Raw genomic sequence first — 15,846 nt, 5'->3', positions numbered from 1 at the left:
GCCTGCGGGGGTAGCCGACGTTTCGCCTCGCAAAACAGAAGGGGCGTCTCGAACGGATCGAGGCGCCCCTTTTTGCGTTTTCATTCGCCGGTTGGCGCGCTTACCCTGCGCCTGCGCTGCATTCGCTGCCATTGCCGCGCGCGCGGCGCGCATCGGTCAGGCCGCATCGGTCAGGCGACGTGCCTCGTCTGTCCGCCGGCGGGCGCGCGCCACTTCGCGAGCAACTGCGACCATTTCGACCGCACGCCTTTCAGGTTGTTTTCCTTCACGTGCCCATAGCCGCGGATGCCATCGGGCAGGTTCGCGAGTTCGACCGCGAGCGCGCGCCGTTCGATGGAAGCGGAAGCAGACGCAGAGGCGCCCTGAGCGAGGCCGCCGATCAGCTCACGCACGAGCGCTTCATACTCGTCGATCAACGCGCGTTCGGTGCGACGCTCTTCCGTCTTGCCGAACAGGTCGAACGCCGAGCCGCGCAGGAAGCGCATTTTCGCGAGCACCCGCATCGCGCCGAGCATCCACGGGCCGAATTGCTTCTTCACGAGATGACCGTGCGCGTCCTTCTTCGAAAGCGCGGGCGGAGCGAGATGGAACCTGAGCTTCCAGTCGCCTTCGAAGTTCGCCTTCACCTTCTCGATAAACACCGGGTCCGTGTAGAGGCGCGCGACTTCGTACTCGTCCTTGTACGCCATCAACTTGTGCAGATTCTTCGCGACGGCTTCGGTCAGCACAAGCTGCGTGTCGGACCTATTGGCCGGATCGAGCGCGGTTTCAGCGGTGCGCACCTCGTCGACAAGCTTCTTGTAGCGCGCCGCATAAGCGTGGTTCTGATACGCGGCCAGATACTTGACGCGTTTATCGATCAGCGTGTCGAGTGCCTTCGGCGTATGCAGCGACACGATCTTGCTGCCGGCCGTGTCGGAGTCGGGCGTGCGGCCTTGCGATCCGGCGAGCGCGCGCACCGCGGCCAGATCGTGCGCGGCGCGCCGGCCCCATTCGAATGCGGCAAGGTTCTTTTCGACCTGCACCGCGTTCAGCTCGATCGCGCGACGCAGCGACTCATGCGTGAGCGGCAGCCAGCCGCGCTGCCACGCGTAACCGAGCACGAACGGGTTCGTGTAGATCGCGTCGCCGAGCAGCGAAACCGCGAAGCGGTTTGCATCGACGGCGGACACGTTCTCGTCGCCGGCAGCGGCGCGCACGTCGGCATCGGTGCTTGCGCCGGGGAAGCTCCAGTTCGGGTTCTTGATAAATGCGGCGGTTGGCGTCGGTGCGCTATTGAGCACGACGTGCGTGCGGCCGCTTTGCATCCGCGATACGCATTCGTCGCTTGCGGTGACGATCGCGTCGCAGCCGATCACGAGGTCCGCTTCGCCCATCGCGATACGCGTCGCATGGATATCGTCGGGGCGGTTTGCGATCTGCACGTGGCTCATCACGGCGCCGCCTTTTTGCGCGAGGCCCGTGACGTCGAGCACCGTCACGCCCTTGCTTTCCAGGTGCGCGGCCATGCCGAGCAATGCGCCGATCGTCACGACACCGGTGCCGCCGACGCCCGTGACGAGCACGCCGTACGGCTGGCCGATAGCAGGCACGTCAGGCTCCGGAACCGGCGGCATCGTATCGCTCGCGACGCCGGTTGCCGCGGGCTTGCGCAGCTGCCCGCCTTCGACGGTGACGAAGCTCGGGCAGAAGCCCTTCAGGCAGGAATAGTCTTTGTTGCAAGTCGACTGGTTGATCTGCCGCTTCGTGCCGTACTCGGTCTCGAGCGGCTCGACCGAGAGACAATTCGACTGCACCGAGCAATCGCCGCAGCCTTCGCACACGGCTTCGTTGATCACGACGCGCTTCGCCGGGTCCGGATACGCGCCGCGTTTGCGGCGGCGGCGTTTCTCGGTCGCGCAGGTCTGGTCGTAAATCAGGATTGTCGTGCCTTCGATTTCGCGCAACTCGCGCTGCACGTCGTCGAGCTGATCGCGGTGATGCACCGTGATGCCGGGCGCAAGGCCGACGTTCGGCGTGTACTTGTCGGGCTCGTCGGTGACGATCACGATGCGCTTCGCGCCTTCGGCCGCGAGCTGATGCGTGATCTGCGGCACCGTCAGCGTGCCGTCGACGGGCTGGCCGCCCGTCATCGCGACCGCATCGTTATACAGAATCTTGTACGTGATGTTCGCCTTCGAGGCGATCGCCGCGCGAATCGCGATAAGCCCCGAGTGGAAGTAGGTGCCGTCGCCGAGATTCGCGAACACGTGCTTGTCGTTCGTGAACGGCGCCTGGCCGATCCACGCGACGCCTTCGCCGCCCATCTGGCTGAACGTGCTGGTGCTGCGGTCCATCCACACGGTCATGTAGTGGCAGCCAATGCCGGCCATCGCGCGCGAACCTTCGGGCACATTCGTCGAGGTGTTGTGCGGGCAGCCCGAGCAGAACCACGGCTTGCGCTCGACTTCGACGCGCGGCCGCGCAAGCGCCTTCTCCTTCGCGTCGATCACGGCGATGCGGGTCGCGATGCGGGCGCGCACATCGGACGGTAGATCGAACTTGTCGAGCCGCGTGGCGATGGCCTTCGCGATGATCGCCGGCGACAGTTCGTAGTGCGCGGGCAGCAGCCAGTTGCCCATCGGCACCGACCATTCGCCGCCGGCGCCGTCTTTCTCGTCGAACTTGCCGAATACGCGCGGACGTTGCGCATCGGGCCAGTTGTACAACTCTTCCTTGATCGCGTATTCGAGAATCTGGCGCTTCTCTTCCACGACGAGAATTTCTTCGAGGCCGCGCGCGAAAGCTTGTGCGCCTTGCGCTTCGAGCGGCCACACGCAACCGACCTTATAGAGCCGGATGCCGATGCGCGCGCAGGTTTCGTCGTCGAGCCCGAGATCGAACAGCGCCTGGCGCACGTCGAGATACGCCTTGCCGCCCGTGACGATGCCGAAGCGCGCATGCGGCGAGTCGATTTCGATGCGATCGAGTTTGTTCGCGCGGACGTAGGCCAAGCCCGCGTACCACTTGTAGTCGAGCAGCCGCGATTCCTGCACGAGCGGCGGATCGGGCCAGCGGATGTTGAGCCCGCCTTCGGGCATCGCGAAGTCGGTCGGCAGGATGATCTGCGTGCGATGCGGATCGATATCGACCGAGGCCGACGATTCGACGACGTCGGTCACGCACTTCATCGCGACCCAGAGGCCCGAATAGCGGCTCATCGCCCAGCCGTGCAGGCCGAAGTCGAGATATTCCTGCACGTTCGACGGGAACAGCACGGGCAGCCCGCAGGCCTTGAAGATGTGCTCGGACTGATGCGCAAGCGTGGACGATTTCGCCGCGTGGTCGTCGCCCGCCAATACCAGCACGCCGCCATGACGCGACGAGCCCGCCGAGTTGCCGTGCTTGAAGACGTCAGCCGAACGGTCGACGCCGGGGCCTTTGCCGTACCACATGGAAAACACGCCATCGTATTTCGCGGTCGCCGGATACAGGTTGACCTGTTGCGAACCCCAGACCGCCGTGGCGGCGAGGTCTTCGTTGACGCCCGGCTGGAAAACGATCTGATGCGCTGCGAGGTGTTTCTTCGCCTTCCACAGCGAGAGGTCGAGGCCGCCCAACGGGGAGCCGCGATAGCCGGAAATGAAACCGGCTGTGTCGAGCCCGGCCGCCTTGTCGCGCTCCTGCTGCAGCATCGGCAGCCGCACGAGCGCCTGGATGCCGCTCATATACGCACGGCCGCGTTCGAGTGTGTATTTGTCGTCGAGCGTGACTGACGATAACGCGGCCTCGAGCGAGGCTCGCTGACCGGCGTCTAGTGGGGCATTCATTATGTGTACTCCTCCAGCGACTTTGGGATCACCAAAAACTGCATGACGCCGCGGCATCTTGTGAATGCGTTGGCATGGGCCGTCATGGCCTGGTCGCCATCATGACGGGTTTTAGCCGATGGTAGCACCCGGAAAAACCCGCCGCATTGCAACACGGCGGCTGAATGCGCGGTGTCCAGCACGTGTTGCATGATGTTTCATGACGCAGGTATGACCTCCGGTATGACGCACCGTTCTGCGGTGTAACAACCTGTAAAAGCCGCCGGTAGCCGGAACCGGCGGACGAACGCTTGTCTAACACCCCACCTGCGCTTTTCCGCAACGTTCCACATGGGTGGAGCTTCGCAGCGCAGGCAATCAGAACAGGAGCAAGCATGATGAACAGCAAGCATGTCCAAACCTTCCTGATGGTCTCAGCGGCTTTTTTCGCAATCCACGCACCGGTGCGCGCGAATAGCGCACAACCCGAGTCGAACACCGGTTCGAACGGCATCGTGCGTCCGGCGCAGACCGTCTCGCGCCCATCGGCGGACGCCAGTCGCGACGACGCGTCCTCTAGTGTTTCACTACGCGCGCCATCAGGCGAATGACGGCGTTCGCTTCGTCATTCGCCTTGTCGTTGTCTTTGTGCGGCGCACTTCGTTGATTCGCCGCTTGATCCGGCATTTCGTCCCCGTCCTTCAGTTCACGCGTGATCTTTCACCACGCCGCGGCGGATCTGATCGAGTTCGATCGATTCGAATAGCGCCTTGAAGTTGCCTTCGCCGAAACCCTGGTTTCCCTTGCGCTGGATGATCTCGAAGAAAATCGGCCCGATCTGATTTTCTGTGAAGATTTGCAGCAGCAGATCGTCGCGCGCGCCGTCGATCAGAATCTTGCGTTTGCGCAGTTCTTCCAGTGATTCGCCGTGGTTCGGGATGCGTCGCTCGACCAGTTCGTAGTAGGTATCGATCGTATCGAGTAGCGCGATATTCGATGCGCGCATACCGTCGACGGTCCGGCAGATGTCGTTCGTGCCGAGCGCGATGTGCTGGATGCCTTCACCGTGATAGGCGTCGAGGTACTCCTGAATCTGGCCGGCGGTTTCCGAGCCTTCCTCGTTGATCGGAATACGGATCTTGCCGCACGGCGATGTCATCGCTTTCGATTTGACGCCGGTTACTTTCCCTTCGATATCGAAGTAGCGAACTTCGCGGAAGTTGAAGAGGCGTTCGTAGAACTCGGCCCATTCGCGCATGCGGCCGCGGTGCACGTTGTGCGTCAGATGATCGATGTAGGTGAGGCCGTGGCCGGGCGGGTGGTGGTCCGCGCCCGGAATCGGCTCGAAATCGACGTCGTAGATGTCGATGTCCCCGATGCTGCCCGGCTTCGCGCCGTTCTTGCCGCGCCAGCGGTCGACGAAGTAGATCAGCGAATCGCCGACGCCTTTGATCGCCGGAATGTTCAACTCCATCGGACCGGTCCTGTTGTCGAAGCCCCAGGCGCCGAGGTCGAGCGCGCGGCGATATGCAACCGCTGCGTCCTGCACACGGAAGGCGATCGCGCAGATCGACGGGCCGTGCAGCCGCGCGAAGCGCTGCGCGAACGAATCGGGTTCTGCATTGATGATGAAGTTGATGTCGCCCTGCCGGTACAGCGTGACGTTCTTGTGCCGGTGGCGCGCGATTGCGGTAAAGCCCATCTGCTCGAATACCCTGCCGAGCGCCTTCGGGTCGGGGGCTGCGTATTCGATGAATTCGAAGCCGTCAGTGCCGACGGGGTTGTCCCATGTTTGTACCTTCATGCAAGTCTCCATTCGCCATGCAGTGCGTCCGGAACGGACGGACGCCGTTGAGCCAGTTTATCGGCGGCGTCACGATGGAAACTTGCGAAATTAATCGTCGGTCGCTAGGCTGTGGCTATTTAATAGCGCATTTGCGCCTCAGGACGGCAGAAAATGGCGGTGACCGAACTCGATGCTATCGACCGGCGTATTCTTGCGATCCTCCAGCAGGACGGCAGACTGTCGAATCAGGAAATCGCGGAGCGCGTGAATCTGTCGCCGAGCCCGTGCCTACGGCGGATTCGGCGCCTCGAAGAAAGCGGTGTGATTCGCGGCTATGTTGCGTTGCTGGATGCACAGCAGCTCGGGCTCGATCTGCTCGCATTCGTGAACGTGCGGCTCGAAAAGCGCGGGACGCCGGTTGTTGGCGGCGGGCGGGGCGACTCAGCGCATGCGCACGCCGGAGTGACGCATGCCGAGCTTTTTCGAGCCGCCGTGCAAACGTGGCCCGAGGTGGTGGCCTGCCACGCGATGACCGGCGAAATGGATTACCTGCTGCGCGTGCAGGTCGCGGATATGGCGCACTTTTCGCACTTCGTGCAGGACGTGCTGCTGCATCACCCGTCCGTTGTCGACGTGAAGTCGAGCTTCTCGCTCGAGACGTTCAAGGAAACGACGGCGTTGCCGATCAGGTGAATGCGCGCCGACGGCGTGAAACGGGAGATCAGGCGGCGAGTTCCGCCGGCAACAGCGATTCGAGCAGCGTCGATGTCTGGTGGGTCTGGCGCTTCAACGCATAGTCGAACGCGGCCGCCTGTTCTTCGAGCATCTCTTTGAGAATGCTCGATTGATCGGCCGGCGCGAGCGTCAGATACGCGTCGGCTTCGCCGTACGCGTGCTCGATCCGCATGCCCGCCTTTCTCGCGATATGCATCATTGTCTTGTTGCGCGACAGGCAGTGCATGTAGAGCGTGACGACATGCGTGTTGCGGCTGCGAATCGCCGCGCGTTCGAAGAGCTTCGTGCCGATACCGTGGCCGCGCGCGCTTTCGAGGACCGACACGCCGAGTTCGGCCGTGCGCTCGCCGTTTTCCGACGACAGATACGCGAGATGCGCGACACCCACGAGCGCGAGTTCGCCGTTGAAGACGCCGAACACCCGATCGCGGTCGAAGTCGAGCGTGCGAACGTAGTTTTCGATGACGTGGTTCGGTACGAACTGGCCGAAGCGCAGCAGGCGGTCGTCTTCGCCGAGGCCCAGGAAGTGGGCGAGCAAACGCTCGCGGTCTTTCGCGCTCAGTTCGCGAACCAGCACAGGCGCAAGGCCGGCCGCGCTCAACACGCGATCGGGCAGCGCGATCGGCTCTTTGGCTCGGGCAGTCGTCTTGCTCATGGCGGGTTCTCCTATTCATCTGACGGCATGATGCGCCGCAGCAGTGATTTTAACTGAAAGCTACATTCATCACTAGGGAAAACCCGTATTTCGGATCTGTCTGAGCTGCGGGGGACTCAGAGCGTCCATGCAAATCGTTGATTTTTGAGGAGCTTCAGGTTAGTGAGCGCACGCATTCTGGTTTAAATATCGTCGCAAAATAGCCACGCCGCATGCTGCTCTGCAAAATTACTTCGCCGCGCAAAGCCCATGGTCGACCATCTGGACCACCTGCTCCGCGAACTCGCGGTAGCCCATCCGGCCGCCCGGTTTCAGCCACGTGAAGGTCCAGTTGATCATGCCGAACACCATCATCGTCAGCGCGGTCTGGTTGTCGCGCGCGACGCGCTCGGGATAGGCGCGCGCGAGCTGACGCGCGAACGCGGCCACGACGTCGCGCTGGCGGTTCAGGATCACGTCGCGCTGTGTTTCGTCGAGGTACTTCACATCGTTGAGCAGTGCGACGTGGCGGCTGTGCGAGGTCTCGTATTCGGCGAGGAACGCGCGGATCAGCTCCGCGAACGTCTCGCGTTCGGTGAGGCCGCGCCGCTGGCTCGAGCCTTCCACTTCAGCGATGATCAGCATCAGCCGCTTGGTGTAGCGGTCGAGCAGGTCGAACAGGATCGCTTCCTTGCTCTCGTAGTAGTGGTAAAGGCGCGCTTTCGACGTGCCGCTCGCGGCGGCGAGATCGGACATCGACGTGCTCGGGTAGCTGGTCTGCGCGAACTTTTCCGCGGCGAGCTCGAGAATCTGGTCGCGTTGCGTTTCATGGTCGGGGGCTCGGGTTCGGGCCATGGTTCTTGTTTTCTCGAAAGCTGAAAAGGGCCGCCCGAGCGCGGCAGTCGTGGGACCGCGCGCGAGCGGCCCTAGTGTAAGCGGATCGCGAGTGCGTCGAACGGTTTTCCACCTACCGTTCGTCGTAACTGACGACCACCCTGTCCGTCACCGGGTGGCACTGGCAGGTCAGCACGAAGCCGTCGCGAATCTCATGCGCTTCGAGCGTGTAGTTCCGATCCATTTTCACTGCGCCTTCGAGCACCTTCGCGCGGCACGTGCAACAGACGCCCCCCTTGCACGCATAAGGCAGCGCGAGCCCCGCGCGCAAGCCCACGTCAAGCAGGCTCAAGCCGTCATACGGCAGGCGCAGCTTGCGGCGTTTGCCGTCGAGCACGATTTCGAGCTCGGCGGCCGGCGTGTCGTCGGTGATCTCGGCGGGCGGCACGCCGGCTTGCGGCAGCGGCGAACCGAAGCGTTCGACGTGGACTTTCTGCGGCGCGAGTCCGGCCACCTTCAACGCGGCTTCGGCGGCGTCCATCATCGGCGCCGGGCCGCAAATAAACGCTTCGTCGATCGTTGCGGCGGGCACGAGTGTTTCGAGAAACGCCGCGCATTTGCGCTCGTCCAGCACGCCGTTAAAGAGTTCGACGTCCTGCAGATCGTCGGACAGCACGTGGTACAGCGCGAAGCGGTTCATGAAGCGGTTTTTCAGGTCTTCGAGTTCCTCGGCGAACATGATCGAGTCGACGCTGCGGTTGCCGTAGATCAGCGTGAAGCTGCTGCGCGGCTCGATTTCGAGTGTCGTCTTGATGATCGCGAGGACCGGCGTGATACCGGAGCCGCCGGCGAACGCGACGTACTGCTGACCCTGTTCCGCGTTCAGGTGCGTGAAGAAGCGGCCGTCAGGCGTCATGACATCAACGGTGTGGCCCGCTTTCAGCATGTCGAATGCGAAGTTCGAAAAGCGGCCGCCGCGCACGCGCTTGATGCCGATGCGCAGTTCGCCGTCGCGATCGTAGTCGGTGACGCCGACGCAGATCGAATACGAGCGGCGCGTTTCCTCGCCGTCGATATGGGCCTTCAGCGTGACGAACTGGCCCTGCGTGAAGCGGTAGTGGTCGCGCAGATCGGGCGGCACTTCGAACGCGACCGAGACCGCGTCGGCGGTTTCCGGACGGACTTCGCGGATGCGCAGCGCGTGGAATTGCGGAGTGGGGCTCGCCATGTCAGTGGTCGGGGTCAGTGGTCGGGGTCAGTGGTCAATAGGGCTTGAAGTAGTCGAACGGTTCGCGACAGTCGATACAGCGGTAGAGCGCCTTGCATGCGGTCGAGCCGAATTGCGCGAGGCGTTCGGTGTGCGGGGAGCCGCAGCGGGGGCAGGGCGGGGTGAATGCCGAGGTTGCCGCGGATGCCGGTACGGAGGCGCGCTCGCGAGGCGCGAAGCGGACCACTTTTTCATGCGGAGCCACACGCGTCTGCCCGGTGGCGCCGCGGTTGCCCTCGCCCACGCATGGGCCCATCGGCGGCGCAATGCCGTACGCCCGCAGTTTTGCGCGCGCATCGGCGTCGATCCAGTCAGTGGTCCATGCGGGCGCGAGCACGGTCTCGATTCGATAGGGCGTCAGGTGCGCCGCGTCGAGCGCATTGCCGATGTCTTCGGCGATCTGCCACATCGCCGGGCAGCCCGAGTAGGTCGGCGTGATGACGACTTCGAGGACGCCGTCGGACGCGCGGCGCACGTCGCGCAAAATGCCCAGTTCACGGATCGAGACGACCGGGATCTCGGGATCCGGTACCGCCTCGAGCGCGGTCCATGCGCGGCCGACGTGTTCGTCCTGGGCCGTGTCTTTGTCCCCGTCCCTGTCTTTTTCCTGGTCTTCGACCGTGCAGTGGCGGCGTGCGTTGATCGTCGTCATTGAGGTGCTCCGTTTCGCGTGATCTGCGCCAGTCGGTGCGCGGTTGCGTGCGGTTCGCGTCGCGACCGGCCGTCACCAGGTCGCGCCCGGATGCTGCCGCGCGACGCTTTGCATTTCCGCGAGCAGATAGCCCATGTGCTCCGAGTGCTCGCCATGCTTGCCTGTGCTCACGTGCCTGACGGGTTCCGGCAACGTGAGCGTCGCCTCGTCGAGCGCGGCGCGCACGTCGTCGAACCAGACGGGTTCGAGATCGGCGGTTCCGGGTCCGATGCCCGCTGTTGCGATCGATTCCTCGATGGCATCGACGCTGAAAAACTCGCGCGTGTAAGGCATCAGGTAATCGAGCGCGGCTTGCGCGCGGCGATGCGATTCGTCGGTGCCGTCGCCGAAGCGGATCAGCCACTCGCGCGCATGGTGCACGTGGTAGCGCGCTTCCTTCGCCGACTTCGCGGCGATTGCCGCCAGTTGCCCGTCGGCCGAGGCGGTCAACGCGGCCCACAGGTGCGCCATCAACGTTGAATAGAGAAAGTTGCGCACGATCGTCACCGCGTAGTCCTTGTCGGCGTGTGCGTTGCCCGCGAGCGGGCCGTAGTGCGGCAGTTCGGCGAGCGTGTAGTTCGCGAATTCGCGTTCGGTGCGGAAGTACGCGTAGTCGTCCTCGGTGCGGGGCTGGCCGGTGAGCGCCGCATCGAGCGACGCCGCGTGCGTGTAGAGCAGGCGCGCCTGACCGATCAGATCGAGGCTCATGTTCGCCAGCGCGATGTCCTCTTCGAGTACCGGACCGTGTCCGCACCACTCGGCATTGCGTTGGCCGAGAATCAGCGCGGTGTCGGCGAGGCGCAGCACGTAGGCGAGATGATGAGGCGTGGCGTTCATGTCTTTCGTCCGTTCGGCATTGCGCTTACATGTGATTGACTTCGTCGGGCAACGTGAAGAACGTCGGGTGGCGGTAAATCTTGTCGGCCGCCGGCTCGAACAGCTCGCCCTTTTCTTCCGGCGCTGAAGCCGTGATCGCCGACGACGGCACGACCCAGATGCTCACGCCTTCCTGACGGCGCGTGTAGACGTCGCGCGCCATGCGCAATGCCATCGACGCGTCCGCCGCGTGCAGGCTGCCGCAATGCTTGTGGTCGAGCCCCTGCTTGCTGCGCACGAAAACTTCCCAGATTGGCCATTCCTTGTTCACTGTCGATCTCCTTGCTTCGATATCGGGCGGCCGGGCGGCTGGGCGCTACCCGGTGCCGCCGGTCTGTTCGCGATCGCTTATGCGGCGTCTTGCTGCGCGCGCCAGCGCTGCTTTTCCGCATGCGCGAGCGCGGCTTCGCGCACCCACGCGCCGTCGTCATGCGCCTTCACGCGTGTTGCCAGCCGCTCGCGATTGCACGGCCCGTCGCCATTGACGACGCGCCAGAACTCGTCCCAATCGATCGCGCCATAGTCGTAGTGGCCGCGCGCTTCGTTCCACTTCAACCGGTTGTCGGGCAGCGTGACGCCGAGCACCTTCGCCTGTTCGACCGTGGCATCGACGAATTTCTGCCGAAGGTCGTCGTTCGTGATCCGCTTGATGCCCCATTGCGCGGACTGGTTGCTGTGCACCGAATCCTTGTCGCTCGGGCCGAACATCATCAGCACCGGCCACCACCAGCGGTCGACCGCCTGTTGCACGAGCCGGCGCTGTGCGTCGGTGCCCTTCATCATCGTGAGCAGCGCATCGAAACCCTGCCGCTGATGGAACGACTCCTCCTTGCAGATGCGGATCATCGCGCGGGCATACGGGCCGTAGGTGCAGCGGCACAGCGGAATCTGGTTCATGATCGCGGCGCCGTCGACGAGCCAGCCGATCACGCCGACGTCCGCCCAGCTCGGCGTCGGGTAATTGAAGATGCTCGAATACCTGGCCTTGCCGGCGTGCAGCGCATCGATCAGCTGATCGCGCGAGACGCCGAGCGTTTCGCACGCGCTATACAGATAGAGCCCGTGACCGGCTTCGTCCTGCACCTTCGCGATCAGGATCGCCTTGCGCTTGAGGCTCGGCGCGCGCGAGATCCAGTTGCCTTCGGGCAGCATGCCGACGATTTCCGAATGCGCGTGCTGCGAAATCTGCCGCACGAGCGTCTTGCGATACGCGTCGGGCATCCAGTCCTGCGGCTCGATTTTTCCGTCGGCGGCGATCACCGTGTCGAAACGCTGCTGTTCGGGCGTTGATGCGCCGGCGCTGTCCGCGGCATCGGACCGCGTCGCTTTGCCCGGCATATCGAGAGATTGCGTATACATGGCGAGCCCTCGCTGGGGAGTCTGTCGATTGTCGCCAGTATAAATCAACCGACCGGTCGGTTAATGGAAATTCGTTTGGGTGTCGCGCCCGGCCACCGATTGCGCCGTCATCGTTGGGGAATGACAAAATTTCACTATGAATCAATAGTTTAGAGATAGGTGTCGGGCTACGATTCGCGCCATGAAAATTTTGCATAGCGAATCGTCCCGAGGTTGGGGTGGGCAGGAAGTCCGGACATTGAAGGAAATGGCTGCGCTGCGGGAGCGCGGACATACGGTCGAACTCGTTTGTCCGGCTGACGCGGAAATCGGCAGGCGGGCCGCGGCGGCAGGCGTACCCGTCCATCATGCGCCGATGAGAACGGGCGGCGACATCGCATCGATGTTGACGATCCGCTCGCTGCTGTCGCGTCGCGCGTTCGACGTTTTGAACGCGCACAGCGGTCACGATTGTCTCGTTGCGGGTCTCGCGGCGCGCGCGGCGGGCACGCCTTTCATCGTAAGAACGCGGCATCTGGCGCTTCCGGTGAGCTCGCTTGCGACCTATCGCTGGATTCCGCATCACGTCATTGCGGTTAGCGCCTGCGTCAATCGCTACCTTGTGTCGGTCGGTGTCGCGCACGAGCGGATCACGACGATTTACGATGGCGTCCCGGCGCCCGCGGCCGACGAACCTGCGACGCTGCGCGCTGAACTCGGTCTCGGTGCCGACGCGATCGTCGGCTGCATGGTCGCGATGATGCGCGACAAGAAAGGACACGACGACCTGATCGACGCGGCGCAACCGCTGCTCGCCGGCCGGCCCGACCTGCACTTCGTTATGGCCGGAGACGGTCCGGAGTTTGCGCGAATCAAAGACCGCGTCGAATCATTGGGCCTCGCCGGCAGAATCCATCTGCTCGGGCTGCGCGGCGATGTTCCGAACGTGTTGCGCAGCAGTGACTTCTTCGTGTTGCCGACGCATCAGGAGGCGCTCGGGCAATCGTTTATCGAAGCGATGTCGCGTGGATTGCCCGTGGTGGGGACGCGCGTCGACGGCGTGCCCGAACTGATCGACGATAACGTCAACGGACTCCTCGTTCCGCCGCACGATTGCCTTGCCTTGCGCACCGCCATCGTGCGCCTGCTCGACGATCCGGCGCTGCGCGCGCGTCTGGGCGGCGAGGCGCGTCATATCCGCGAGCGCGGCTTTGCCGTCGAACAGATGGCCGATGAGACGATGGCGTGCTATCGACTGGGGCTCGCTGAACGGGGTCGCCGCTCGTCGCTTGCCAGATTGGGGCGACTGTCGTGACGCGCGGCGCCGCACGCGCGGTCCCGGTTCTGATGTACCACCACGTCAATCCGTCACCCGGCGTGCTCACGGTGACGGTTCGCCATTTCGAAGAGCAGATTGCATGGCTTGCGCGGCACGGCTATCGCTCGCTCAGCGCGCGCGAATTTGCCGACTATCTGGCTGGCGTGGCGGTCGCGCCGAAGTCGGTGGTCGTGACGTTCGACGACGGATATCTCGACAATTGGGTCCACGCACATCCGGTTCTGCAAAAACATGGCTTCAATGCGATCGGCTTTCTGGTCAGCGCGTGGCCTGGCGACGGGCCCGCGCGGCCTCACGCGAGCAGCGCGAACGGTGTGGGTGGTGTGAGCGGTGCGAGTAATGCGAGTCGGCCTCTGCCGCACCTGTTAAACCACGCGGCGGGCGAAATTGCCATTGCGGACGGCCGCGCGGACGACGCCGTATTGCGTTGGTCGGAAATCGACGAAATGCGCCGGTGCGGAACATTCGAGTTCCATAGCCACACGCACACACACCTCCGCTGGGATCGTGTCGCACGCAGCCGGGATGAAAAGCGCGAACGTCTGCAGGAAGACCTCGTACGCGCGCGCGAGACGCTTCGCCTGCGCTTCGGGGAGGCGTCGGATCATCTGTGCTGGCCGCAAGGCTATTACGACGACGACTACCGAGAGGTCGCGCTGCGCGCCGGATTCCGGTTTTTCTATACGTGCGACAGCGGCACGAATACCTTCCAGCCGTATCCCGCAGTCCGGTGGCTCGAGTCGGGCTTCGACGGTCATTCGATCAGACGACTGGAGGTCCGGGACAAGCCCGCCGGCTGGCTTGCAAGCCGTTTGTGGGTGCACAGCCGTCCATTGCTCAGTCGCGCGTATCTTTCGATCAAGCGATAGGCGCAGCATGGGGCGACCGAGTGCCCCCGGGAGGATCGGTTCGGGCACAATGTGCGCTCTTTGCTTACCCGGCTTGATGAATATGATCGTTCGCGCATTGGCCGTCGCCTGTGGCGCTGTCGTTATCCTTGCAGCGCCCATCGCGGCTCATTCAGCCGAAACCGCACATGGCCAATGGATCACCGCCTGGGCGACCGCCCTGCAGCCGATTCCACAGGCTGCGGAACTGCCCGCGCTCTATCGCGCGCCCGATGTCGCGGGACGCACCGTGCGGCAAATCATCTATCCGTCTCTATCAGGCGACACGGTGCGCTTGCACGTCAGCAACGCATACGGGAAGACGCCGCTCGTCATCGAGGGTATGACGCTCGCGCGGGCAGGGGCGGGCGCGCGAACCCAAGGTAACGCGACGCCCGTCACGTTCGGCGGAAAGACGGCGGTCGTCGTGCCGGCAGGCGGCGAGGCGGACAGCGATGCCGTTCACGCCGAGGTCGCGGGCGGGGTGCCCTATGCGATCAGCACTTATATGGGTCCCGAGCAGCGACTCGTGGCCTGGCATCGTGTCGCGAGCCAGGTGAATTACGTGTCGTCGCCTGGCAACCATGTCGACGACGCATCCGGCGACGCTTACCGGCAGCGCTTCACCCAGTACGCGTGGGTAAGCGGCTTGATGGTCGACGCCTCTGCCGCGAAGACTGCCGCCGTTGCGGCAATCGGCGATTCGATCACGGATGGCATGCGCTCCAGCCTTAACGAGAATCGCCGCTGGCCGGATGCGCTGGCGCGCAGGTTGTCGCAGGCAGGTGACCGGTCGATCGCGGTCATCAATCTTGGCATTAGCGGTAACCGGCTGCTCAGTGATTCGCCCTGCTATGGCGATGCGCTTCAGTCGCGCTTGCATCGCGATGTGCTCGAGCGGCCCGGCGTGCGGACGATGATTCTGCTGATAGGCATCAACGACATCAACTTCGCGTCGATGCCGCCGCATGCGGGACTCGACTGCGATACGCCGCATACGCAGGTGACCGCCGAGAGGTTGATCGACGGATACCGGCGCGTCATTGCCGAGGCGCACGCGCGTGGTATTCGCGTGATCGGCGCGACGCTGACGCCGGCGGCGCTGCCGCCGCAGCGGGAGAGCATGCGACTTGCTGTGAACCAATGGATCAGAACGAGCCACGCATACGATGGCGTCGCCGATTTCGATGCCGCGCTGCGCGATCCGGCACGCCCAACGCAGCTGCAGCGAGGATTCGATAGCGGCGATCACATTCATCCGAGCGACGCGGGCTATGCCGCGATGGCGGACGCAGTGCCGCTTCAATTGCTGACGGGCGCAGCACGCTGACGAAGAGCGAAAAATACTGCGTCACGGGCTTGTCATATACCGCTGGCTCGCCTACTATTCGCGTCTTCGTTCGCGAACGAGGTGCTGTCGGCGCCGTTGCCTGTTGCGAAAGCCAGCGACGCCAAAGTTGACGGTGTCAGTTGTTTTAAGTGCGAGCGAAATAAGTGTTGACGAAGTGAGAGGTAAGCTGCATAATCTCGCTTCTCTGCTGCAGCGAGCGGCAGACGCGAAAGGGTGGTGGCGGTTGAGCGGTTTTCGCCGGCATGCGGCCCTTGTCGTGAAGCGATCTTTAACAATTCACAGCCGATAAGTGTGGGTGCTTGATGGCGGCGCACGATGAC

The 15,846-nt window shown here is 63.5% G+C and carries 15 protein-coding genes; 4 read left to right on the top strand and 11 right to left on the bottom strand.

Features of this window, described 5'->3' with window-relative positions; all coding sequences use genetic code 11:
- Positions 1-170 precede the first annotated feature (170 nt).
- The 3 genes from ACYPXD_RS12550 to hppD all read right to left on the bottom strand — a co-directional run bounded on the left by ACYPXD_RS12550 (position 171) and on the right by hppD (position 5,592).
- Positions 171-3,809, bottom strand: coding sequence for an indolepyruvate ferredoxin oxidoreductase family protein (locus ACYPXD_RS12550; RefSeq protein WP_459711529.1), 3,639 nt, complete (start codon positions 3,807-3,809; stop codon positions 171-173).
- Positions 3,809-4,000 carry a hypothetical protein gene (locus ACYPXD_RS12545; protein ID WP_459711527.1) on the bottom strand — a complete coding sequence of 64 codons (192 nt, stop codon included), beginning with the start codon at positions 3,998-4,000 and terminating at the stop codon, positions 3,809-3,811. The genes ACYPXD_RS12550 and ACYPXD_RS12545 overlap by 1 nt, the downstream gene beginning before the upstream one ends.
- A 494-nt stretch (positions 4,001-4,494) precedes the next feature.
- Positions 4,495-5,592 carry a 4-hydroxyphenylpyruvate dioxygenase gene (gene hppD, locus ACYPXD_RS12540; RefSeq protein WP_459711524.1) on the bottom strand — a complete coding sequence of 366 codons (1,098 nt, stop codon included), beginning with the start codon at positions 5,590-5,592 and terminating at the stop codon, positions 4,495-4,497.
- A 153-nt stretch (positions 5,593-5,745) separates the two neighbouring features.
- On the opposite strand from hppD, the gene ACYPXD_RS12535 reads away from it, so the two are divergent.
- Positions 5,746-6,267, top strand: a complete 522-nt coding sequence (locus ACYPXD_RS12535; protein WP_459711522.1) for an Lrp/AsnC family transcriptional regulator — start codon at positions 5,746-5,748, stop codon at positions 6,265-6,267.
- Between the two features lie 28 nt (positions 6,268-6,295).
- Here the strand turns inward: ACYPXD_RS12535 and ACYPXD_RS12530 are convergent, their stop codons facing one another.
- The 7 genes from ACYPXD_RS12530 to paaA all read right to left on the bottom strand — a co-directional run bounded on the left by ACYPXD_RS12530 (position 6,296) and on the right by paaA (position 11,970).
- The gene (locus ACYPXD_RS12530) at positions 6,296-6,964 is read right to left on the bottom strand and encodes a GNAT family N-acetyltransferase (protein ID WP_459711520.1); all 669 of its coding nucleotides are present in this window, start codon (positions 6,962-6,964) and stop codon (positions 6,296-6,298) included.
- A gap of 228 nt (positions 6,965-7,192) precedes the next feature.
- A complete protein-coding gene (locus ACYPXD_RS12525) occupies positions 7,193-7,798 on the bottom strand; it encodes a TetR/AcrR family transcriptional regulator (RefSeq protein WP_459711518.1) in 606 nt (201 codons plus the stop codon).
- Between the two features lie 112 nt (positions 7,799-7,910).
- The gene (gene paaE, locus ACYPXD_RS12520) at positions 7,911-9,005 is read right to left on the bottom strand and encodes a 1,2-phenylacetyl-CoA epoxidase subunit PaaE (RefSeq protein WP_459711516.1); all 1,095 of its coding nucleotides are present in this window, start codon (positions 9,003-9,005) and stop codon (positions 7,911-7,913) included.
- Positions 9,006-9,039: 34 nt separating this feature from the next.
- On the bottom strand, positions 9,040-9,696 hold the full coding sequence (gene paaD / locus ACYPXD_RS12515) for a 1,2-phenylacetyl-CoA epoxidase subunit PaaD (RefSeq protein ID WP_459711513.1): 657 nt from the start codon (positions 9,694-9,696) through the stop codon (positions 9,040-9,042).
- A gap of 72 nt (positions 9,697-9,768) precedes the next feature.
- Entirely contained in the window at positions 9,769-10,572 is an 804-nt protein-coding gene (paaC, locus tag ACYPXD_RS12510) for a 1,2-phenylacetyl-CoA epoxidase subunit PaaC (protein WP_459711511.1), read from the bottom strand.
- Between the two features lie 25 nt (positions 10,573-10,597).
- Positions 10,598-10,882 (bottom strand): 1,2-phenylacetyl-CoA epoxidase subunit PaaB, encoded by a 285-nt coding sequence (gene paaB, locus ACYPXD_RS12505; RefSeq protein WP_075158366.1) that lies wholly within the window; start codon positions 10,880-10,882, stop codon positions 10,598-10,600.
- Positions 10,883-10,959: 77 nt separating this feature from the next.
- Positions 10,960-11,970, bottom strand: coding sequence for a 1,2-phenylacetyl-CoA epoxidase subunit PaaA (paaA, locus tag ACYPXD_RS12500; RefSeq protein WP_459711509.1), 1,011 nt, complete (start codon positions 11,968-11,970; stop codon positions 10,960-10,962).
- Between the two features lie 181 nt (positions 11,971-12,151).
- Here paaA and ACYPXD_RS12495 point away from each other — a divergent pair, with 181 nt between their 5' ends.
- The 3 genes from ACYPXD_RS12495 to ACYPXD_RS12485 all read left to right on the top strand — a co-directional run bounded on the left by ACYPXD_RS12495 (position 12,152) and on the right by ACYPXD_RS12485 (position 15,505).
- Positions 12,152-13,264, top strand: a complete 1,113-nt coding sequence (locus tag ACYPXD_RS12495; RefSeq protein WP_459711506.1) for a glycosyltransferase family 4 protein — start codon at positions 12,152-12,154, stop codon at positions 13,262-13,264.
- A 32-nt stretch (positions 13,265-13,296) separates the two neighbouring features.
- Positions 13,297-14,157 (top strand): polysaccharide deacetylase family protein, encoded by an 861-nt coding sequence (locus ACYPXD_RS12490; RefSeq protein ID WP_459711565.1) that lies wholly within the window; start codon positions 13,297-13,299, stop codon positions 14,155-14,157.
- Positions 14,158-14,239: 82 nt separating this feature from the next.
- Positions 14,240-15,505, top strand: a complete 1,266-nt coding sequence (locus ACYPXD_RS12485; protein WP_459711563.1) for an SGNH/GDSL hydrolase family protein — start codon at positions 14,240-14,242, stop codon at positions 15,503-15,505.
- A 32-nt stretch (positions 15,506-15,537) separates the two neighbouring features.
- Here the strand turns inward: ACYPXD_RS12485 and ACYPXD_RS12480 are convergent.
- Positions 15,538-15,846: hypothetical protein (locus ACYPXD_RS12480; protein ID WP_459711503.1), on the bottom strand; the 309-nt coding region annotated here is incomplete at its 5' end.

It is taken from the genome of Paraburkholderia sp. 2C (assembly GCF_054589215.1).
This window is presented reverse-complemented; position numbering and strand designations above follow the sequence as displayed.